The following is a 21,503-nucleotide window of genomic DNA, read 5'->3' on the forward strand; positions in this document are numbered from 1 at the left end:
TGCCGGCGCACAGGGAGCGGGCATCCGATGGTACGGAGGTCCGCTCTCCATAATCTATGCGAAATGGATCGCCTGCGCCTCCACCCTGATCGAGAGCGGCAGGTGGGCGACGATGTCGCCATCGGCCTGAACCGGCGCCGCGACATCGCTGTCCAGGGTCAATTCGGTGCACGCGAAGCAGTCGACGTCCGCCAGTTTCTCGACGGGCTGTCCGCGCAGGAGCGCCCAGACGAACCGGAGGAAATGCCGCCGCGACGCTTTTCGCAGGGCGGTGACGTGCAGCAGCGGAACCCCGACACTGGCTTCGGGGGCGAAACTCCAGCGGCCGGCGAAAAAGCGGCCCTTGGCGATATAGACGGCCTCGCACCGGGTTTGCCGGCCGTCATGCGTCAGCGCGATCGTCGCGCGCGGCCAGCGGAAGAGCAATGCGCAGAAGGCGACAAGATAGGCGGCGCGACCGATCAGTCGCTTCAGGCGCGGCGACAGGCCGGCGACGGCATAGCTGTCGGGCCCGACGCTCGCGCAGACCAGCAACGGTATCTGCCCGATCGATGCGGCATAATGCGGTGGCTGCGTTCCGGCCCCCACCAGGCGCTGCGCGAAGACGACGGGGTCGCGCGAATAGGCATATTCCATCGCCAGCAGATTGACCGTGCCGGCGGGATAGGCGCTGATCGCGATCGGCCGCCCCGCACGGCGGACCGCCTCGACGACATGCCGCAGCGTCCCGTCGCCACCGACCGCGCAGACATGGTCGGCGCGCTCGTCGACCACCAGCCGGTCCGACAGGCTTTCGGTGAGGACAAGCCGCGCACCGAGCGCCTCGAGCGCCGAACATAGCGCCCTGGTCCGTGCGCGCGACCGGGACCCCGCCTCGGGGTTGATGAACAGCTGGACCGTCGGCGACGTCATTCCGCCGCGACGGTTATCGTCGCCTGACGTCCCTCGCCCCGCATCGCCGGTTCGGACCTCGTCAACCGGATCAGCGTCGGCGTCAGGCCGAGTGCGACCAGTGCGACGAGCATGCCGCACAGCAGATCCGCCAGATAATGCGTGCCCTCGACCGGCGTCGCGAGCAGCATCGCCACGTTCAGCCCGGTGACGGGCCAGCGCAGCGCCGGAATTCGCCACGCGGTGGCGATGTAAAGCACTGCGCTGGCGGCGTGGAAACTCGGCGCGCAGACCAGGCCGCGCAGCGCCCCCAGATCGACGTCCTGGATCGCCCGGCTTCGCAGGCCGACGATGACCTCGTCCTGGTAGAGCGCGCTGAGCGGCATATAGGGCATCTCGCCATGCCACAGCGTCGCGAACGGGCCCGCCGCCGGCAGCAGCGGGAACAGCGCCAGGGTGATCAGCGCGGCGACCCAGAAGGTCGCGATGAACAGCCGGCTCTCCGCGCGCTGCTCGGTCCAGGCGAAATAACCGAACAGCAGCGCCGGCGTGACGAAGATGCTCAGATAGGCCATCCGCTCGATCGGCTGGATCCAGGCATTATTGGCAACGACCTCATACCAGCTGATCCAGTGGAAATGCAGGCTGAGGTCGATCCGCTGCAGCGTCGGATCGACGAAGCCATGCGCGCCGGTTGCGAGCGGATAGCTGGCGACCGCACCCAGCAGGCTGATCAGCGCGAACACCGACACGCCTTCGGTCAGGTCGCGCACGACACGCTTGGCGCGCGTGGCCGGCGCGCGAAAGGCATAGCAGATCGCCGCGGCCGCGACGCCCCACAGCGCAATACCGATGCTCGCCCACGAGATGTCGATGCTCAGGCGGGCCGATGTGAGAAGCAGGATGTCGATGACCGCAGCCGCCACGATGCCAGCCGCGACCCACCGCCCCGAGAGGAACGGGATCGCGTTGCTGGAGAGGAAAGACGGACGCCGCAGGTCGAAGCGGGAAGATCGCACAACGCTCATCCGCGGCGCCTAGCATGACGTATATGAACGGCACCACTGCCGGAATGCCATTACCGCACGCGATCGCGCGGCCGTGACCATTTTGTGACAGTCACGGCCATCGCGGGGTTGCGCGTGGAGGTGCCTCCTATTCGGCGGCGATCGCCTCCGCGTCGCGGGCGGCGCCGTGACGGTTGACCGGGAATGGCAGCCCCAGATGCCCGCGCAGCGTCTCATGCGCATAGTCGCGCCGGAACAGCCCGCGCTCCTGAAGGATCGGCACCACCCGGTCGAGGAAGAGACGGAAGTCCTGCGGGTTGGTGACACGGAAGTTGAAGCCGTCGCACGCACCGCCGGTGAACCAGCGCTCGATCTCGTCGGCGACGGTCTGCGCCGAGCCGACGAACGGATTGGCGCGTGCGGCGAAGCGCCAGGCGGTCTCGCGCAGGGTCAGCCCCTTGTCGCGCGCGGCGCGGACGATCTTCTCGGCGCTGCCCTTGTAGCTGTTGAGCGTCAGATGGCTGACGTCGGGGAACGGCGCGTCGAGATCATAGACGCTGAAGTCGTGATAGTTGAACGGGCGACCGAGCTGGACGAGTGCCTTGGCCAGGTCGAGCTTGCCGTTCTGCGCCTCCTCGATCGCGCGCGCTTCCTCGTCGGTATCGGCGATGATCGGGATCAGCCCCGGCAGGATCACGACATGGTCGGGATCGCGGCCCGCCGCCCGGGTGCGCTGCTTGACGTCCTGATAATAATCGCGCGCCTGGTCGAAGCTTTCGGCATTGCTGTAGATGCCCTCGGCGATCTGCGCGGCGAGGTTGCGGCCCTGGTCGGACTCGCCGGCCTGGAAGATCACCGGCTGGCCCTGGCGCGAGCGCTGGATGTTGAGCGGGCCCGCGACCGAATAATGTTCGCCGACATGGTTCAGCGCGTGGAGGCGCGACTTGTCGAGAAAGTGCCCGCTCGCCTTGTCGCGCGGGAAGGCATCGTCCTCATAGCTGTCCCAGAGTCCCTGGACGACGTCGACGAACTCGGCGGCGCGGGCATAGCGCAGGCCATGGTCGAAATGGGCATCGCGGCCATAGTTGCGCGCGGCGCCCTCGAGTCCGGTGGTCACCACATTCCAGGCGGCGCGGCCGCGGCTGATCAGATCGAGCGAGGCGAACTGGCGCGCGACGTTGAACGGCTCCCAATAGGAGGTGGTCAGCGTACCGGCGAGGCCGATCCGCGAGGTCGCGACCGCGACCGCCGACAGCAAGGTCAGCGGCTCGAGCCGGTTGAGGAAATGCGGCGCGGTGTCGGGGGTGATGAACGGCGAATCGACGATGAAGACGAGATCGAACTTCGCCGCCTCGGCAGCCTTCGCATTCTCGATATACCAGTCGATGTCGACGCTGGCGTCGCCCGGCAGGTCGGGATGCAGCCAGCCATTCTGGGTGGTGCCGACGCCGCTCAGGATCGCGCCGAGATGAAGTTCGCGCTTGCTCATAATCTGTTGCCCCGTGTCGCTATGTTCAGTCGAGGAAGCCCGGCTGCTCGCGCAGCACCCGCTCCCAGAGCGGACGGAAGCCGTGCGCGCCCGGATCGTTGCCGCGCATCTGGCCGGCGGTGTGGCGCGCGACCTCGGGGCTGATCGGCTTGACCGTCCCGGCCGCCTCGGCGAGCAGTTGGGTCTCGCAGGCATTTTCGAGCGAGATATAGCTCGCGACCGCGCTCTCGACGCTCTTGCCGACGGTGAGGATGCCGTGGTTCTGCAGGATCACCGCGCGCTTGTCGCCGAGCGCCTGGGCGATGCGCTCGCCCTCCGAACTGTCGAGGACGATGCCGCTGAAGGTCTCGAACAGCGCGTGATTCTCGTAGAAGAAGCAGCTGTCCTGGCTGATCGGATCGAGCAGCCGGCCGAGCGTCGACCAGGCCTTGCCGTAGATCGAATGCGAATGCGCCGCCGCGATCACGTCGGGCCGCGCCTTGTGCAGTTCCGAATGGATCGCGAAGCCGGCCTGGTTGATCGGCCCCTCACCCTCGAGGATATTGCCGTCATGGTCGACCAGCACCAGGTCCGACACGCGGATATGGCCGAACCAGGGGCCGATCGGCGCAACCCAAAACCGGTCATGATGTTCGGGGTCGCGCGCGGTGATGTGGCCGGCGAGCCCGAGGTCGTAATTCTTCTGCGCGAAGATGCGGTAGGAGGCGGCGAGCCGCTGCTTGCGGTGGAGCCGCTCCTCCTCGATCGAGCGCGGCGCCTCGACCGGCTGGCCGAGCGAGAAGGTCTTGGATCGGACGATCTGGTTCATCGACGGGTTCCTTTCGAAGGGGTCAATAGCCGGCGGCGCGGTCGACGATGTCGCTGGGCGCCTCGCCGCGCACGAAGCGGTCGAGATTGGCAGCGACCTTGTCGAACAGCGCATCGCGGACGAGCGTGTGGTTGGACGAAACATGCGGGGTCAGCCGGACCTTGGGGTGGGTCCACAGCGCATGGCCCGCGGGCAGCGGCTCGGGCTCGGTGACGTCGAGGGTCGCGAAGCCCAGCCGCCCGGCATCGAGCGCCGCGACCAGCGCGTCCTGGTCGAGCACCGATCCGCGCGCGATGTTGATCAGATGCGCGGTCGGCTTGGCGCGGGCGAGCAGGTCGGCGCCGATCAGAGCGCGGGTGGCATCGGTCGCGGGCAGCGCCAGCACCAGATGATCGGCCGAGGCGATCACCGCACCGGGATCGTCGAGCAGGTCGACCCCGTCGACCGGGCTGGCGAGCGCCCGGCGCCGCACCGCGGTCACCCGCGCGCCGAGCGCCAGTGCGCGCCGCGCGACCGCGGAGCCGATCGCGCCGAGGCCGATGATGCCGACGGTGCTGCCGGCGACCCGACCGAGCGGTACGTTGCGCCACTGTTCGGGCGCGCGCGCTCGAATGCTCTCGAGATCCTTGGTCTGGAGATAGATCGCCGCGATCACATAATCGGCGATCTCGTCCGAAGCGACCCCGCGACCGCAGGTGACGATCGGCGCATCGAGCAGCCAGGGCGGATACAAATCGATCCCCGCCGAGGCGCTGTAGACCCATTTGATCCGACCCGGCCACGCCGCCGGCCGTTCGAGACCATGGCTGCCGCGCCAGACCGGGGTCGGCCGGATCAGCAGCATGTCGGCATCGTTGGCGGCCTCCCAGGGCCGGTCCTCGGGCACGCCGATCACGATCGGGCCGATCGCATGCGCGCGAAGGCCGGCGTTGAAGCCCTCTTCCATCTGGCTGGCGATGATCAGGCTCATGGCATCAGATCCCGAAAGCGGCCTTGCCGGCGGCGACGAGAATGGTGTCGTCCTGCGGGCTGTGGATCCGGCTGCACAGCACGTCCCGATAATGGCGTTCGAGCGGGTTCTTGCGGCTGAGCCCCGGATTGCCGGTGAGCTCGAGTCCGATCTGGACCGCGCGGATCGCGTTGCCGGTCGCGACGAACTTGATGTTGTTCGCCTCGACCGCCGAAGGCGCGTCGCCGGCATCGGCGCGAACCGCAGCGGTCTCGATCAGGGTGCGGTTGACCTGAAGCAGCGCCTCGATCTCGCCGAACTTCTCCTGGACACGTGGCAGCGAGCTGAGCGGTGCGCCGAGATTGGAGGGCACCCGCGCCTTGAGATAATCGCGCAGCCAGTCGCGCGCGGCACGGGCGACCCCGTCATAGATGGTCGAGATCGCCAGCGCGTTCCACAGCGACTGCGAGGTCTCGCCGGGCTTCGGCGCCCAGTCGGCGGGCGCGCGGATATCGACGGCATGGTCGAGCGGGGTCGGGGTATCGCTGAACACCACCTCATGGCTGACCGTCGCCCGCATGCCCAGATGATCCCAGGCGGGTTCGATGACGATACCCGGCGCGTCGGCGGCGACCAGGAAATTGCCGACGCGCGGTTCGGGCTCGTCGGTCTTCGCCCAGACCGAAAACCAGCTCAGCCCGGTCGAACCGGTCGAATAGATCTTGCTGCCGCTGATCGCCCAGCCGTCGGCGGTGCGCCGTGCGACCGTCTTGGGCAGGCCGCCACGCACCGGCGTCCCCAGTTCGGGTTCGACCCGAAGGCCGCCGATCAGGCCGCCGCCCGCGACCGCCTCGGCCGCGAGCCGTTCGTAGATGTGCGCCGGCCAGCTTTGGGCGCGGGTCGGCTGGGCATGATAGCCATAGGTCATGAACAGGATCAGCGCGGTCGACGGCTCGCCCTTCGCGACCGCACCGAGCACGCGTAGCGATTCGGCGAGCCCGGCGCCGCGTCCACCGAGATGCGGCGATACGGTAAGCCCGATCAGCCCTTCCGCAGCGAGGATGTCGAAATTGGCGCGGGGAAATTCGGCGCCGCGGTCATAGGCCTCGGCGGTGGCGGCCAGCCGCCGACTGATCTCGTCGAGCAAAGACTGCTGTACCGGGCGAACCGCTTCCGCGGGGCGAGCGATGGCAAGGGTCGCGGACATGATGCTCAGACCTTTTCCTGGATGATGGCGTTGAAGCGGTCGTCCCAGAGCGGGCGCACATCGACCGCGTGCGGGATCAGCTTCTGCTCGGCGAACAGGTTGGCGACCGCCTGCTGCGACGCGATCGCCGCATCGTCGACCGGGCGCAGCGTGTAGACCGCGCTCTTGCGGCGGAACTGGTCCTGCACATATTCGAGCGGGACGCCGATATCCCTGGCGATGATCGCCGCCCATTCGGGCTGATGCGCCGCCGCCCAGGCATAGCCGCGCTTGATGACCCGCAGATAGTCGCCGATCAGCTTCACCTTGGCCGGATCGGCGAGCGCATCGACATGCGCCGAGACCAGATAATTGCCCGACAGGAAGCCCAGGGCGGTCTTGAGGATGCGCGCGCCTTCGGTCGCGATCGCGCGCTGGATCGGGAAGCCGTAGATCGCCCAGGCATCGAGCGCACCGCTGGAGAAAGCGGCGGCGCCATCGGACACCCCTATCGCCACCGGTATGATGTCGTGCCAGCCCAACCCGACCGACTGGAGCATGCGGATCAGAAAATATTGCGAGGTGGTGGCGCGGACATAGCCGACCCGCTTGCCCTTGAGCCCTTCGAGCCCCTCGATCTTCGAACCCTTGGGGACGAGGACGACCTGGTTGTTGACGTCGCCATGCGCGACCGCGATCTGGCGGAAACTCTGGACGGTCGACGCCGCCGCGAACACCGGTGGGATCTCGCTCATCCCGCCATAATCGAGCGAGCCGCCGTTGAGCGCCTCTATCACCAGATGGCCCGACTGGAAGTCGCTGTAATCGACGACGAACCCCTGTGGGGCGATCCCCGCGGACTTGAGCAGCAACCGCGTATCGCCCTCGCCCTTGCCGGTCACCGAAGCGCGCAGATGCGGCTCACCGCCCTCCGGCGCCGCCGGCTGTTTGCCGCACGCCGCAAGCAGTGTGGTCAGCGCAAGCGCGCCGCCCGCCTGCAACAGGGTTCGCCGGGAAAGGTTCGTCATCGCTGCCACACAGGCCCCAATCATTCGCGCAAAGGCTATTTCTAGCGCTATGATAGACAATGATCGGCCGACGCTTATTCAGAACTTCTCATAAGCCGATGATCGGCGCTCATCGCACCGGAAAAAGCTCCGAAGTTCAGAGACTATTCGTTTATTATCAATAAGTTGCTATGATCGACCATCACCGATCAACAAAGTCTAGCCCCGGGCGAGCTTTTTGTTTCGGCGGCCGCCATCGCCCATGCGCTGGTGCAGCCTCTGCAAAACAGCAAATTGATTCAAAATTTGTATGAGTATATCCTCGACATGACGATCGCGCCAAATGGCTGATTATCCTGATTTTCCGCCGGCCGGAGAAAGGAAAGCAGGCGCAATTGTCGGACAGAAGCGGGTGCCGGAAAGCGCGGCAGCCTCGCCGCAACGAAGGAGAGATGACTCGATATGGACGCGCCGCTCTATCCCCCCGCAACCGCGTTCGAGCGGCCGGCCATCGTCGCGACGACGATGAGCACCACCACCAGTTCGATCAACGCGCTGCTCGCCTCGCCCCGGGCCAAGGCAATCCTGCTGCGCGAAATTCCGGGCTTCGAGGCGCGGATCGGCAACGACATGATCAAGCCGCATCTCGACAATTTCTCGCCGCGCTCGCTGGTCCAGTTCGGCCTGTTCACGCCCGAGGCACTCGACCGGGTCGACCAACAGCTCCGTGCGCTCGGGCCGGAGGCCGGGCGATGAGCGATCGGCCGATGTCCTTCGAAACCGATCGCCGCCAGGCGCTGAAACTCGCCGCCGGCGCGGCGGCGCTGCCGTTCGCGCTGGAGGGCGCCGCGCATGCCCTGGCTCCGTCGGACGCGCCGATCGGCCTCGGCCGCGCGCAACCCTTCGATCTCGGCTGGCGCTTCCGCAAGGGCGAAGGCGAGCATCAGGGGACCGGCGTCGACGACGGTGCCTGGCGCAAGGTCGACCTTCCCCACGACTGGAGCATCGAGGATTTGCCCGCCCCGTCGCCGCCCAAGCGGGTCGGCCCGTTCGACAGCAAGGCGATCGGCCGGACCGCGACCGGCTTCACCGAAGGCGGCGAAGGCTGGTACCGCAAGCATTTCCGGCTCGCCGTACTGCCCGCCGACGCACGGGTCGAGATCCTGTTCGACGGCGTGTCGGTGATCAGCGACATCTGGCTCAACGGCCAGGCGCTCGGCAGCCATGTCCATGGCTATACGCCGTTTGGTTTCGACCTGACCCCGTTCCTCGTCCGCGACGGCGACAATGTCCTGGCTGTCCGGGTCCGCAACCTCGGCAAGAACAGCCGCTGGTATGCCGGATCGGGCCTCTATCGCCAGGTGACGATCGACGTGCTGCCGACGCGGGCGCGGATCGCCCGCTGGGGCGTCGGCGGCTGGACCCGGCGGATCGTCGGGCGGCAGGCCGATATCGATATCACCACCCGCATCGAGGATGCCGAGCCCGGGCTCACGCTCGTCACCCGGTTGCGCTCCGCCCGGGGCAGGATCGTCGCCGAAGCGAGCGCCGCCGCCGGTCCCGAGGTCGCCCAGTCACTGCAGGTGAAAGACGCCGATCTCTGGTCGCCCGATACGCCGCACCTCTACACGCTCGAGACCGAGCTTCGCCGTGGCAAGACGATCATCGACCGGACCGGCCAGCCCTTCGGCATCCGTGTCGTCACCATGGACGCCGCCAGCGGCCTGCGGATCAACGGCGCGCAGGTCCGGCTGCGCGGCGGCTGCATCCATCACGACAATGGCCTGCTCGGCGCGGCGGCCTTCGCCGACGCCGACGACCGCCGCGTCCGGCTGCTCAAGGCGCGCGGCTACAACGCGATCCGCAGTTCGCACAATCCGGCCTCGTCGAGCTTGCGCGGCGCCTGCGACCGGCTGGGCATGCTGCTGATCGATGAAGCCTTCGACATGTGGCATTCGCCCAAGCTGAAGGACGATTATTCGAACCATATCGCCGCCGATTGGAAGAATGCGCTCGCGGCGATGGTGCTCAGCGCGCGCAACAGCCCGAGCGTGATCATGTGGAGCATCGGCAACGAGATTCCCTATCGCTCGACGCCCGAAGGGGTCGAATGGTGCTGGAAGCTGAGCAACGAAGTGCGGCGGCTCGATCCGACCCGGCCGGTCACCGCCGCGATCAACGGCGTGCTGGGGCCGCTGCTCGTCCCCTCGGCGCAGACCGCGCGGGCCGGCCGCGCCGGCCAGCCCGACGAGGCCTCGACCGTGTTCCTCGACGTCGCCGGCTATAATTACCGGCTCGAGGATATCGAGGCCGATCACAAGGCGCATCCCGAACGGGTGATCTATGCGTCGGAAACCTTCCCACGCGATGCCTATGACTATCAGGCGCTGGTCGAGCGTGCGCCCTATATGCTGGGCGAGTTCGTCTGGACCGCGATGGACTATATCGGCGAGGCCGGGATCGGCGCTTCCAAACGGATCGCGAACAAGGGCATGCCCTTCTACATCGCCCAATATCCCTGGGTGAACGCCTGGTGCGGCGATATCGACCTGATCGGCGGGCAGAAGCCGCCGTCCTTCGCGCGCGACGTAATCTGGGGGCTGAGCCCGATCGAGATGATGGTGCAGCGGCCGATCCCCGAAGGGCAGGTCGAGTTCGTCGCGCAATGGGGCTGGTCGGATGAGCTGCCGAGCTGGACCTGGCCCGATGCCGCCGGACAATCGATGGCGGTGCGCCTCTACAGCTCGGGCGACCGGGTCGAGCTGCGCGTCAACGGCAAGCCCGCGGGCGAGAAGGCGCTGACCGCCGCCGACAAGATGCGGGTCGAGTTGAAAGTGCCTTATGCGCCCGGGACAATCGAAGCGATCGCCTATAAGGGCGGGCGCGAGATCGGCCGCAAGCGGATCGAGACGGTGTCGGCCCCGGTGCAGCTCCGCATCAGGCCCGAGACCGCGGCGATGCGCAGCGACCGGCAGGCGCTCGGCTATGTCGGGATCGATATCGTCGATGCCGCCGGCCGGATCATCCCCGAGGCCGAACGCATGATCGCGCTGACGATCGACGGACCGGCCGAACTCGCCGGTTTCGGCAGCGCCAATCCGCTGGCGGTCGGCTCGTTCCAGGCGCGCGACGCGCAGAGCTTTCGCGGGCGGGCGCTGGCGATCCTGCGCGCGACCGGCCGCAAGGGCGTCGTGCGCATCGAAGCCCGGTCGGAGGGGCTTCAGCCGGCGCGGGTCACGCTGAAGCTGATCTGACGAAAAACCCCGGGCCGATCATCCGACGCATCGGATGATCGGCCTGGGGTCCTGATATCCCGGACGGGCGCGATCGTTCAGGTGCGCGCCTGGGCCAGTTCCTTGTTGATATAGAGCGCGGCCAGCGTGCAGATCGCGCCCGACAGCAGATAAAGCCCCGACGAGAACAGGCCGAACTGGCTCGACAGCAGCAGCGCGCCCAGCGGTGCAAAGCCCGCGCCGAACATCCAGGCGAGATCCGAGGTGATCGCCGATGCGGTGTAGCGGGTGCCGCCCGAGAAGTTGGATGCCACCACCCCCGACGACTGGCCGAACGACAGGCCGAGCAGGATGAAGCCGACCACCATGAAGGCGACCTCGCCCAGATCGCCGCCATCGAGCAGCAGCGGCGCGGCGATGCTGAACACCGCGATCGCGCCGGCCGAGGCGCCGAGCAGGGTGCGGCGCCCCATCTGGTCGGCGATGAAGCCCGACGCGACGATCGCGAGGATGCCGACGAAGCTGCCGATCATCTCGATGATCAGGAAATGCGCGACCGATTCCTGGGTGAACAGCGCGATCCACGAGATCGGGAAGACGGTGACCATGTGGAACAGCGCGAAGCTGGCGAGCGGCGCGAAGGCGCCGAGGATGATGCTGCGGCCATCGGTGCGCAGCGTCGGGATCACCGGCGACGGCTGGAGGTCCTTGCTTTCGAACAGCCGCTCATATTCGTGGGTGACAACGATCCGCAGCCGCGCGAACAGCGCGACGACGTTGATCGCGAAGGCGACGAAGAACGGAAAGCGCCAGCCCCAGTCGATGAAATCGGCCTCGCTCAGCATCGTCGCGGAATAAGCGAACAGCGCGCTGGCGATCAGCAGCGCGATCGGCGCGCCGAGCTGCGGCATCATCGCATACCAGCCACGCTTCGATTGCGGCGCGTTGAGCGACAGCAGCGACGCGAGGCCGTCCCAGGCGCCGCCGAGCGCGACGCCCTGCCCGGTGCGGAACAGCGCGAGCAGCAGCGCCGAGGCATGGCCGATCGTCTCGTAACCCGGCAGGAAGGCGATCGCCGCGGTCGAGCCGCCGAGCAGGAACAGCGCGATCGTCAGCTTGACCCCGCGGCCATATTTGCGGTCGATCGCCATGAAAAGGAAGGTGCCGATCGGACGCGCGACGAACGCCAGCGCGAAGATCGCGAAGGAATAGAGCGTGCCGGTCAGCCGGTCGACATAGGGGAAGACCAGCGCCGGGAAGACCAGCACCGACGCGATCGCATAGACGAAGAAGTCGAAGAATTCCGACGTCCGGCCGATGATCACGCCGATCGCGATCTCGCCGGGCACGATCTGCTTGTGCCGCGCGGTGATTCGCCGTGCGTCGCGCTCGGCACCGGTCGACGTCGGAATGGCTGCCTGACCGCTCATCGTGCCGCTCCCGTGGATGGGAACGGCAATGGCGGCAAAGCCGCGGGCGACATGGCGCAAGGGGACTCGATCATCATCATGCTGGCCTCCATGCTCTTTTGCCATGGTTGCAGGGATTGGACAAAGTGTCCAATGTCGGCTGGTAGCTGCACAGCCTAGGGGCCGTCGCATGATAGCGCGTCAGTCACCCTTTATCCGCACGAAGTTGCCCCGCCTGGCGGCAGCGATCGCCTGCCTCTCGCCCTTGTCCGCCTGTAACTGGGTGGTCATGAGCCCGGCCGGCGACGTTGCCGTCCAGCAGCGCGACCTGATCCTGATCTCGACCGGGCTCATGCTGCTCATCATCATACCGGTGATGGCGCTGACGGTGCTGTTCGCGTGGAAATATCGCAAGTCGGATCGCAACCCCGATGCGCCCTACGACCCCGACTGGGATCATTCGACCAGCCTCGAGCTGGTGATCTGGTCGGCGCCGCTGCTGATCATCATCTGCCTCGGCGCGATCACCTGGGTCAGCACCCATCTGCTCGACCCCTATCGCCCGATCGCGCGCATCGCCCCGCATCACAAGATCGCCCCGACCACCGAGCCGATCGAGGTCGAAGTGGTCGCGATGGACTGGAAGTGGCTGTTCATCTACCCGAAGCTCGGCATCGCGACCGTCAACGAACTCGCGACCCCGATCAACGTGCCGATCCGTTTCCGGCTGACCTCGTCGACCGTGATGAACAGCTTCTACGTCCCCGCGCTCGCCGGGCAGATCTACGCGATGCCGGGCATGCAGACGACGCTGCACGCGGTCGCCAACAAGCCGGGCGTCTATGAGGGCTTCTCCGCCAATTACAGCGGCGCCGGCTTCTCCAACATGCGCTTCCGCTACCATGCGCTCGACGCGGCGGGCTTCGACCGCTGGGTCAAGGACGTCAAGGCCGGCGGCGGCAATCTCGATCGCCCGACCTATATCGCGCTCGACCGCCCGAGCGAGAAGGAGCCGGTCCACCGCTTCGCCACCGTCGACCATGACCTCTACGACGCGGTGCTCAACCTGTGCGTCCGCCCCGGCCAGCGTTGCATGACCGAATTGATGCGGATCGACGCCGCCGGCGGCGCCGGCAAGGAATCGGCGCGCGACACCGCCGGTCTGCGCCATGACGGCGCGGTCGATCGCGGCGCGCTCGAAAAATCGCCCGAGGAGCAGAAGGTTTCGCCCCGCCTGCCCGACCCTCGCATGCCGTCGGACCAGATGCCGGCCGGCCACCAGCACGAGAATCACAACATGACCATGAGCGCCCCCATCGCCTCCGGTTCGACGAGGTCCTGATCCGATGGAAGATAAATCCGCCCTGCTGAAGTTCGTCTTCGGCCGCCTCGGCCTCGAATCGCTGCCGATCCACGAGCCGATCATCCTCGTCACCTTCTGCGGGGTCGCCGTCGGCGGCATCGCGCTGGTGGCGGCGCTGACCTATTTCAAACTCTGGGCCTATCTGTGGAAGGAGTGGTTCACCAGCGTCGACCATAAGCGCATCGGCGTGATGTACATGGTGCTCGGCCTGGTCATGCTGCTGCGCGGTTTTTCCGACGCGATCATGATGCGGCTCCAGCAGGCGATGGCGTTCGGCGGGTCCGAAGGCTATCTGACCGCGCACCATTACGACCAGGTGTTCACCGCCCATGGCGTGATCATGATCTTCTTCGTCGCGATGCCGATGGTCACCGGGCTGATGAACTATGTCGTGCCGCTGCAGATCGGCGCGCGCGACGTGTCCTTCCCCTTCCTCAACAATTTCAGCTTCTGGATGACCGCCGGCGGTGCCGTGATCATCATGATGTCGCTGTTCGTCGGCGAGTTCGCGCGCACCGGCTGGCTGGCCTACCCGCCGCTGTCGGGGATCGCCTACAGCCCCGATGTCGGCGTCGATTATTATATATGGGGCCTGCAGGTAGCCGGCGTCGGGACATTGCTGTCTGGGGTCAACCTGATCGCGACGATCGTCAAGATGCGCGCGCCCGGCATGACGATGATGAAGATGCCGGTGTTCACCTGGACCTCGCTGTGCACCAACATCCTGATCGTCGCCGCCTTCCCGGTGCTGACCGCGGTGCTCGTGCTGCTCTCGCTCGACCGCTATGTCGGCACCGCGTTCTTCACGAACGACTTCGGCGGCAACGCGATGATGTACGTCAACCTGATCTGGATCTGGGGTCATCCCGAGGTCTACATCCTGATCCTGCCGGCGTTCGGCATCTTCTCCGAGGTCACCTCGACCTTCTCGGGCAAGCGCCTCTTCGGCTACACCTCGATGGTCTACGCCACGGTCGTGATCACGATCCTGTCCTATCTGGTGTGGCTGCACCATTTCTTCACGATGGGATCGGGCGCGAGCGTCAACAGCTTCTTCGGCATCACCACGATGGTGATTTCGATCCCGACCGGCGCCAAGATCTTCAACTGGCTGTTCACCATGTATCATGGCCGCATCCGCTTCGAGCTGCCGATGATGTGGACGATCGCGTTCATGCTGACCTTCACGATCGGCGGCATGACCGGGGTGCTGCTCGCGGTGCCGCCCGCCGACTTCGTGCTCCACAACTCGCTGTTCCTGATCGCCCATTTCCACAACGTGATCATCGGCGGCGTGCTGTTCGGGCTGTTCGCGGGGATCAACTATTGGTGGCCCAAGGCGTTCGGCTTCAAGCTCGACACCGTCTGGGGCAAGCGCTCCTTCTGGCTGTGGGTGGTCGGCTTCTGGTTCGCGTTCATGCCGCTCTACATCCTCGGACTGATGGGCGTGACCCGGCGGATGCGGGTTTTCGACGACCCCAGCCTGCAGATCTGGTTCATCATCGCCGCGCTGGGCGCCGCGATGATCGCCGCGGGCATCGCCTGCATGCTGATCCAGTTCTATGTCAGCATCCGCGACCGCGAGAAGCTGCGCGACACCACCGGCGATCCCTGGGATGGGCGGACCCTCGAATGGGCGACCTCGTCGCCGCCGCCCGCCTATAATTTCGCCTTCACGCCCGTCATCCACGATGGCGACGCCTGGTCCGACATGAAGAAGCGTGGCTATCAGCGGCCGATCGACGGCTTCAAGCCCATCCATATGCCCAGCAACACCGGTGCCGGCCTGATCCTCGCCGGGCTGAGCGTCACGCTGGCGGTGGGCATGATCTGGTATATGTGGTGGCTCGCCGCCGCCAGCTTCGTCGGCATCGTCGCGGTCGCGATCGGCCACACCTTCAACTACAAGCGCGATTTCCACATCCCGGTCGAGGATGTGGTGCGGGCCGAGGACGAGCGCACCAAGCTGCTCGCGGCGCAGGGATAAGGCCGATGGCACAGCAAGGCACCATGACGGGCGGCAAGCCCCCCATCTTCCACGTCGTCGACGAGCATGATCATCCCGAAGGCAGCAGCACCATGCTGGGCTTCTGGATCTACATCATGAGCGACTGCCTGATCTTCGCGGTCCTGTTCGCGACCTACGCGGTGCTCGGCGGCCATTATGCCGGCGGGCCCGGGCCGCGCGATCTGTTCGAGCTGCCGCTGGTCGCGGTCAACACCGCGATGCTGCTCTTCTCGTCGATCACCTATGGCTTCGCGATGCTCGCGGTCGAAAAGAACAAGGTCGCCGCGACCCAGGGCTGGCTCGCGGTCACCGCCCTGTTCGGTCTCGCCTTCCTGTCGATCGAGCTCTACGAGTTCCACAACCTGATCCTCGAAGGTGCGGGTCCGCAGCGCAGCGCGTTCCTGTCGTCCTTCTTCACCTTGGTCGGCACCCACGGGCTTCACGTCACCTTCGGCATCATCTGGCTGGCGACGCTGATGGTCCAGGTCGGCCGCAAGGGCCTCATCCAGGCCAACAAGCGCCGCCTGATGTGCCTCAGCCTGTTCTGGCACTTCCTCGACGTGATCTGGATCGGGGTTTTCACCTTCGTCTATCTGATGGGTATGCTGCGATGAGCGATCACACTCACATGAGCGGTCATGACGACCATGGCGCTCATCATGACCATGGCCATGATGACGGCCACGCCCATGGCACGATGGGCAGCTACATGATCGGCTTCGGCCTGTCGGTGGTCCTCACCGCGATCCCGTTCTGGCTGGTGATGAGCGGCGTGCTCGGCAGCGCCCAGACCACCGCCTTCACGATCATGGCGTTCGCGGTGGTGCAGATCGTCGTCCACATGATCTTCTTCCTGCACATGAACGCCCGCTCCGAGGGCGGCTGGACGATGATGGCGCTGATCTTCACCCTGGTGATCGTCGGCATCACCCTCTCGGGATCGATGTGGGTCATGTATCATCTCGACCACAACATGATGCCGATGTCGGCGCATGACATGAGCCAGATGCCGTGACACCCCCGCCCCTCTCCGTCGGGGAGGGACGGAAAGCGCCGCGATCGGCCCGGATACGGATCCTGGCCGCGGCGGCGCTGCTGCTGACGATCGGTTTCGTCGCGCTCGGCGTCTGGCAGATCCAGCGCCGCGCCTGGAAACATGCCCTGATCGCCCAGGTCGAGGCGCGGATCCATGCCGCGCCGGTCGAAGCTCCCGGCCCCGCCGAATGGCGGTCGCTGGGGGCCGATGGCGGCGCCTATCGCCGGGTGCGGATCGCCGGACATTATGGGATCGGCCGTGACACGCTGGTCCAGGCGGTCACCGAACGCGGCAGCGGCTATTGGGTGATGGCGCCGCTCGCGAGCGCACGCGGTTTCGTGGTGCTGGTCAACCGCGGCTTCGTGCCGGCCGAACCCGGCCGCCCCCCGCGCTATCGGCCATCGGCCGGGACGGCCAGCATTACCGGCCTGATCCGGCCGTCCGAGCCGCGCGGCGGTTTCCTGCGCAGCAACGATCCGGTTGCCGACCGCTGGTATTCGCGCGATGTCGCCGCGATCGCGGCAAGCCGCGTGCCCGGTGCAGTCGTCGCCCCCTATTTCGTCGATGCCGATGCCGACGGCCCGCGCGACGCATGGCCAGCGGGCGGGATGACGATCATCCGCTTTGCCGACAATCACCTCGTCTATGCCCTGACATGGTTCGCGCTGGCGATCCTGAGCGCCGGCGGCTATTGGCGGATGATGCGCGAGCCTTCCATCCGCTAGAATGTCCACCGCACCGCGCGACAGGAGCACGCGCCGGCTGCTGCTGCGCAACTGGTCGATCGACACGATCGGCCGCAAGAACATGCTGTTGCTGATCCAGCTGCGCTGGCTGGCGGTGGCGGGCCAGCTGGTGACGATCCTGATCGTCCATTTCGCGATGGGGGTACGGCTGCCGCTGGCGCCGATGCTGGCGATACCCGCGACCGCGGTGGCGCTCAATCTCGTCAGCCTGGCGGTGATCCGCCGGCGCAAGGGCATCGCCAATGCCGAACTGTTCCTGGCGCTGACCTTCGACGTGATGGCGCTGACCGTCCAGCTCTACCTGAGCGGCGGCGCGACCAACCCGTTCATCTCGCTCTACCTGCTCCATGTCGTGATCGGCGCGATCCTGCTCGACCGTCGCACCGCCTGGACGATCGCGATGATCACCATCTGCTGCGGCGGCTTCCTGGCGATGCGCTATCAGACGCTCGATCTCCCCGACCGGCTCGATGGCCTGTTGTTCGACCTGCACATCGCCGGCGAATGGATCTGTTCGGTGCTGATCGCGGTGCTGCTGGTGTTCTTCGTTGCGCGGATCAACACCAATCTGAAGGAGCGCGACGTCCGGCTGGCCGACCTGCGCCAGCAGGCCGCCGAGGAGGACCATATCGTCCGTATGGGACTGCTCGCCTCGGGCGCCGCGCACGAGCTCGGCACCCCGCTGTCATCGCTGGCGGTGATCCTCGGCGATTGGCGGCGCATGCCCGAGCTGGCGCGCGATCCGCAGCTCAGCGAGGAGATCGACGAGATGCAGGCGGCGGTCCAGCGCTGCAAGACGATCGTCACCGGCATCTTGCTGTCCTCGGGTGAGGCGCGCGGCGAGGCCCCGGCGGTGATGACCGCGGGCGCCTTTCTCGAGGAAATCGTCCAGGAGTGGCGCAACACCCATCCGCAGATCCTGCTGAGCTACCGCATCGAACAGATCGACGCGATGCGGATCGTCGCCGATCCGGTGATCCGGCAGGTCATCACCAATGTGCTCGACAATGCCGGCGAGGCGAGCGGCGACCTGATCGCGCTCACCGCCGACCGCACCGAGGACATGCTGCGGATCGCGGTCGAGGATGACGGCCCCGGCTTCACCCCCGAGATGCTCGCGAATTTCGGCAAGCCCTATCGGTCGAGCAAGGGCCGGCTGGGCAGCGGATTGGGCCTGTTCCTGGTGGTCAATGTGATGCGCAAGCTCGGCGGCGCGGTGATCCCCACCAACGCCCCGCGCGGCGGCGCGACGGTGACGCTCAGCTTCCCGCTGGCGATCCTGGAAGTCGAGGAAGACGCGCATGTCGACTGAGCGCCGGCTGGTCATCGTCGAGGACGACGAAGCCTTTGCGCGCACGCTGAGCCGCTCCTTCACCCGGCGCGGCTATGTCGCATGCCACGCCGCCAGCCATGAACGGCTGCTCGAGCTGCTGCAGACCGAGGATCCGGCCTATGCCGTCGTCGACCTCAAGCTCGGCAACGCCTCCGGACTGCTCTGCGTCCAGACGCTGCACGCGCATGATCCGGCGATGATGATCGTCGTGCTGACCGGTTTCGCGAGCATCGCCACCGCGGTCGAGGCGATCAAGCTCGGCGCTTCGCATTATCTCGCCAAGCCGTCGAACACCGACGACATCGAAGCGGCGTTCGCGCGGCGCACCGGCGATGTCGCCGCCCCGCTGACCGAACGCACGACCTCGATCAAGACGCTCGAATGGGAACGGATTCACGAGGTGCTGGTCGAGACCGACTTCAACATCTCCGAAACCGCGCGGCGGCTCGGCATGCACCGGCGCACCCTCGCCCGCAAGCTGGGCAAGCGCCAGGTGAACTGACCTTCAATATCTGTAACCGGCCCGCACGCCATAAGCGCGCGGCTCGTTGTAGATCGCGTAGCTGCCCTGCCCGTTCGCGGTATCGAGGATCTTGTAGCGGGTGTTGCCGACATTCTCGGCATAGGCCCCGATCGTGATATGGTCGCCCGGCAGCGTATAGTCGGCGCTGACCGAGCCGAGCACATAGGGTTTTTGTTCGAAGCGCGGCGTGCCGGTCGCGGGGTCGCGAACCTCGTTGGTCGGATTATATTTGCTCGAATAGGCGATATTGCCGGCGAGCACGAGTTTGCCGCCGCCGATCGGGATCGTGTAGTCGGCGCCCAGATTGCCGGTCCAGTCGGGCGCGCGCGCGACCCGGCGCCCCGAGAAATCCTGGCTCTGTCCGGCGAGGTTGCGGGTGCCGATCACCTGGCCGCCGACCACGACCGGCACGATCAGCTGGACCGAGGCGGCCGGGAAGCTGCGGTAGCGGGCATGGGTCCAGGCGCCGCCGAAGCGAAGGTTGAAGGCCTCGGTAAGCGCGGCGCTGATCGAGGCTTCGGCGCCATAGATGCGGGCGCTCGCGGCGTTGTTTAGGAAGGTCGTCGGTACCGATCCCACCGTCTGCAGCGAACTGACCTGCAGATTGCGATAATCATAATAATAGGCCGCCGTCTCGGCATGGAGCGCGCCGCGCGCGGTCTTCGCGCCGATCTCATAGGCATCGACTTTCTCGGGCTTCACCGGGGTGGTGATCGACAGCGCGGTCGCGCCGACGGTGTTGAAGGTGCCGCTCTTGAAGCCCTGGCTGTACGACGCATAGATGTTGGTGCGGTCGCCGATCTCGTAGCGGATCGTCGCGCGCGGGGTGACATCGGAGAAGGTCGCCGAGGTCGGCGGCGCGATCACCACCGGGCCGCCGGCGGCGCGGAACAGATATTCCGCGGCGACGATCTTGCGTTCATGGCTGTAGCGCGCACCGGCGTTGAGGAAGAGCTTCTCACCCAGTTGCAGGGTCGCGTCGATGAAGGCGGCATAGGCCTTGGTGTCGAGCCGGGTCGACTGGAGCGTGCTGAGCGTTCCGAGGATGATCGCAGCCCCATTGGGATTCCGCGCGCGGTTATCGAAATAGAGTCCGCCGACCGTCACATCGAGATGGGAGAGCGGCGTGAAGGCGAAGTCGGCCGACTGGGTGAAGGTGTCGCGGCGCGCATTCGAGGTCGAGGTGATATATTTGACCTTGGTCCCGTCGAAGTCGATCGCATTGTCGGCACGCTGCTTCTGGAACGACGTATAGCTGCTGAGCGTGCCGAGACCGCTGGTCCAGCGCAGCTTGAGCGTGCCCTCGTCCTGCCGGATGATGTTGATCGGCCGAGTGTCGAGCGCGGTGGTATCGCGCTGGTCGGTGCGGAGCGGCCCGACCGGCGGGATCGGCAGCCCGCCGAGATAGACCTCGCTGCGCGGCGAATAGGCGATACCGCGCGGGTCGCTGAGATAGCTGTGATTATAGCCGAAGGTCACCCCGAAGTCGGTGGTCGGCTCCATCTTCACCTTGGTGCGGACTTCCCAGCTGCGGAACGGCGCGGCATCGAAACCGGCCACGTCGCGAATATAGCCGTCATTGTCGCGATAATAGCCGCCCACCCCGACCGACAGCCCCTGTACGACCGGGACACCGACATAAGCGCGCAGGCGGACATCGTCGCGATTGCCATAGGTGGCGGTGCTGTCGAGGATCAGATGGTCGTCGGACGGCTCGAACGTATCGATCAGCAACGCGCCGCCGGTCGCATTGCGTCCATAGAGCGTGCCCTGCGGGCCTTTGAGGACCTGGACGCTGCGGACATTGGCGAAGTCGTTGGCCAGCGCGGTCGGGTCGGGCTGGTAGAAGCCGTCGACATAGATTGCGACATTATTTTCCTGGCCGGTGCTGACCGTGCTGCTGCTGATCCCGCGGATCGCCGGCTGGGCGAAGATGCCGGTGCGACCGATCCGGGTCGATGGCGAGATGTTGCCGATATCCTCGAATTTGGTGACCCCGGACAAAGTGAGATCCCGGCCGGTCACCGCGGTCACCGACAGCGGCACGTCCTCGAGCCGTTCCGCCCGGCGCTGCGCGGTGACGACGATCTCTTCGACATCGTTCTCGGCCGCCGCGGCGGCGGGCGGCGTTACCGGCTGCGCTTTCGCCACCGCGGAATGAGCAACTATGGCAGCTGCGGCAGCGCTAAGGCCGAAACGGCGCGCACGATCATATCCGATAGGCATGGCTGGGCCTCCCTTGGTCATCCTCGACTGCCGGCTGCTGTCTGTGAGCATGCTCAGCAAAATTTCTATGCGAGAAGGGCGCGGGAGAGGTCAACTCAGGCGCGACCGCATGCGAGGCCTATGCGACCCCGGTAGGGATAATCAAGCTTTTGAAATAGCGCCAAAAAATCTCGAGAAAAACCGTCGGATAAATTTTTCCCGACCGGTACCGAAAACCCGCTGAGTTTCATGTTTGCTGGACGCACGAAGCCCCGGTCGCTTGTGGCGCCGGGGCTTTCGTGTGTGTGTG

19 protein-coding genes are annotated in these 21,503 nt (G+C 66.2%); 9 read left to right on the top strand and 10 right to left on the bottom strand.

Annotated features, from left to right (window positions below; genetic code table 11):
- Nucleotides 1-54: 54 nt before the first annotated feature.
- From AC1RM6_RS27460 to AC1RM6_RS27490, 7 genes are all read right to left on the bottom strand, one after another.
- On the bottom strand, nucleotides 55-912 hold the full coding sequence (locus tag AC1RM6_RS27460; RefSeq protein WP_493107284.1) for a diacylglycerol/lipid kinase family protein: 858 nt from the start codon (nucleotides 910-912) through the stop codon (nucleotides 55-57).
- On the bottom strand, nucleotides 909-1,919 hold the full coding sequence (locus tag AC1RM6_RS27465) for a phosphatase PAP2 family protein (protein ID WP_493107286.1): 1,011 nt from the start codon (nucleotides 1,917-1,919) through the stop codon (nucleotides 909-911). Before AC1RM6_RS27465 ends, AC1RM6_RS27460 begins: the two co-directional genes overlap by 4 nt.
- A 127-nt stretch (nucleotides 1,920-2,046) precedes the next feature.
- Nucleotides 2,047-3,390: an LLM class flavin-dependent oxidoreductase gene (locus AC1RM6_RS27470; RefSeq protein ID WP_493107324.1), complete on the bottom strand. Its 1,344-nt coding sequence runs from the start codon at nucleotides 3,388-3,390 to the stop codon at nucleotides 2,047-2,049.
- Between the two features lie 22 nt (nucleotides 3,391-3,412).
- Entirely contained in the window at nucleotides 3,413-4,195 is a 783-nt protein-coding gene (locus tag AC1RM6_RS27475) for a class II aldolase/adducin family protein (protein ID WP_493107288.1), read from the bottom strand.
- A 22-nt stretch (nucleotides 4,196-4,217) separates the two neighbouring features.
- Entirely contained in the window at nucleotides 4,218-5,165 is a 948-nt protein-coding gene (locus tag AC1RM6_RS27480; protein ID WP_493107290.1) for an NAD(P)-dependent oxidoreductase, read from the bottom strand.
- 4 nt (nucleotides 5,166-5,169) lie between these two features.
- A complete protein-coding gene (locus AC1RM6_RS27485) occupies nucleotides 5,170-6,351 on the bottom strand; it encodes an acyl-CoA dehydrogenase family protein (RefSeq protein WP_493107292.1) in 1,182 nt (393 codons plus the stop codon).
- Nucleotides 6,352-6,356: 5 nt separating this feature from the next.
- Nucleotides 6,357-7,358 (bottom strand): ABC transporter substrate-binding protein, encoded by a 1,002-nt coding sequence (locus AC1RM6_RS27490; protein ID WP_493107294.1) that lies wholly within the window; start codon nucleotides 7,356-7,358, stop codon nucleotides 6,357-6,359.
- Between the two features lie 441 nt (nucleotides 7,359-7,799).
- Here AC1RM6_RS27490 and AC1RM6_RS27495 point away from each other — a divergent pair, with 441 nt between their 5' ends.
- Nucleotides 7,800-8,093, top strand: coding sequence for a hypothetical protein (locus AC1RM6_RS27495; protein ID WP_493107295.1), 294 nt, complete (start codon nucleotides 7,800-7,802; stop codon nucleotides 8,091-8,093).
- Nucleotides 8,090-10,591, top strand: coding sequence for a glycoside hydrolase family 2 TIM barrel-domain containing protein (locus AC1RM6_RS27500; protein WP_493107298.1), 2,502 nt, complete (start codon nucleotides 8,090-8,092; stop codon nucleotides 10,589-10,591). The genes AC1RM6_RS27495 and AC1RM6_RS27500 overlap by 4 nt, the downstream gene beginning before the upstream one ends.
- A gap of 77 nt (nucleotides 10,592-10,668) precedes the next feature.
- On the opposite strand, the gene AC1RM6_RS27505 is transcribed toward AC1RM6_RS27500, so the two are convergent.
- Entirely contained in the window at nucleotides 10,669-12,000 is a 1,332-nt protein-coding gene (locus tag AC1RM6_RS27505; protein WP_493107299.1) for an MFS transporter, read from the bottom strand.
- 169 nt (nucleotides 12,001-12,169) lie between these two features.
- Between AC1RM6_RS27505 and cyoA the strand changes: the two genes are divergently transcribed.
- Genes cyoA through AC1RM6_RS27540 form a run of 7 tightly spaced genes read left to right on the top strand, consistent with a single transcriptional unit; the run spans nucleotide 12,170 to nucleotide 18,967 of the window.
- Nucleotides 12,170-13,321, top strand: a complete 1,152-nt coding sequence (gene cyoA, locus AC1RM6_RS27510) for a ubiquinol oxidase subunit II (protein ID WP_493107301.1) — start codon at nucleotides 12,170-12,172, stop codon at nucleotides 13,319-13,321.
- 4 nt (nucleotides 13,322-13,325) lie between these two features.
- Nucleotides 13,326-15,329 carry a cytochrome o ubiquinol oxidase subunit I gene (gene cyoB / locus AC1RM6_RS27515; RefSeq protein WP_493107303.1) on the top strand — a complete coding sequence of 668 codons (2,004 nt, stop codon included), beginning with the start codon at nucleotides 13,326-13,328 and terminating at the stop codon, nucleotides 15,327-15,329.
- A gap of 23 nt (nucleotides 15,330-15,352) precedes the next feature.
- A complete protein-coding gene (gene cyoC / locus AC1RM6_RS27520) occupies nucleotides 15,353-15,964 on the top strand; it encodes a cytochrome o ubiquinol oxidase subunit III (RefSeq protein ID WP_493107326.1) in 612 nt (203 codons plus the stop codon).
- Complete coding sequence (gene cyoD / locus AC1RM6_RS27525) at nucleotides 15,961-16,365, top strand: cytochrome o ubiquinol oxidase subunit IV (protein ID WP_493107305.1); 405 nt, start codon at nucleotides 15,961-15,963, stop codon at nucleotides 16,363-16,365. The genes cyoC and cyoD overlap by 4 nt, the downstream gene beginning before the upstream one ends.
- Entirely contained in the window at nucleotides 16,362-17,111 is a 750-nt protein-coding gene (locus tag AC1RM6_RS27530; RefSeq protein WP_493107307.1) for an SURF1 family protein, read from the top strand. Before cyoD ends, AC1RM6_RS27530 begins: the two co-directional genes overlap by 4 nt.
- A 1-nt stretch (nucleotide 17,112) precedes the next feature.
- Nucleotides 17,113-18,444 carry an ATP-binding protein gene (locus tag AC1RM6_RS27535; protein ID WP_493107309.1) on the top strand — a complete coding sequence of 444 codons (1,332 nt, stop codon included), beginning with the start codon at nucleotides 17,113-17,115 and terminating at the stop codon, nucleotides 18,442-18,444.
- Nucleotides 18,434-18,967, top strand: a complete 534-nt coding sequence (locus AC1RM6_RS27540) for a response regulator transcription factor (protein WP_493107312.1) — start codon at nucleotides 18,434-18,436, stop codon at nucleotides 18,965-18,967. The genes AC1RM6_RS27535 and AC1RM6_RS27540 overlap by 11 nt, the downstream gene beginning before the upstream one ends.
- Before the next feature lie 3 nt (nucleotides 18,968-18,970).
- On the opposite strand, the gene AC1RM6_RS27545 is transcribed toward AC1RM6_RS27540, so the two are convergent.
- Nucleotides 18,971-21,139, bottom strand: a complete 2,169-nt coding sequence (locus tag AC1RM6_RS27545) for a TonB-dependent receptor (protein WP_493107314.1) — start codon at nucleotides 21,137-21,139, stop codon at nucleotides 18,971-18,973.
- 170 nt (nucleotides 21,140-21,309) lie between these two features.
- The coding region (locus AC1RM6_RS27550) for a hypothetical protein (protein ID WP_493107316.1) at nucleotides 21,310-21,503 on the bottom strand (194 nt) is incomplete at its 5' end.

Source organism: Rhizorhabdus sp. GW822-FHT03C02 (assembly GCF_058801765.1).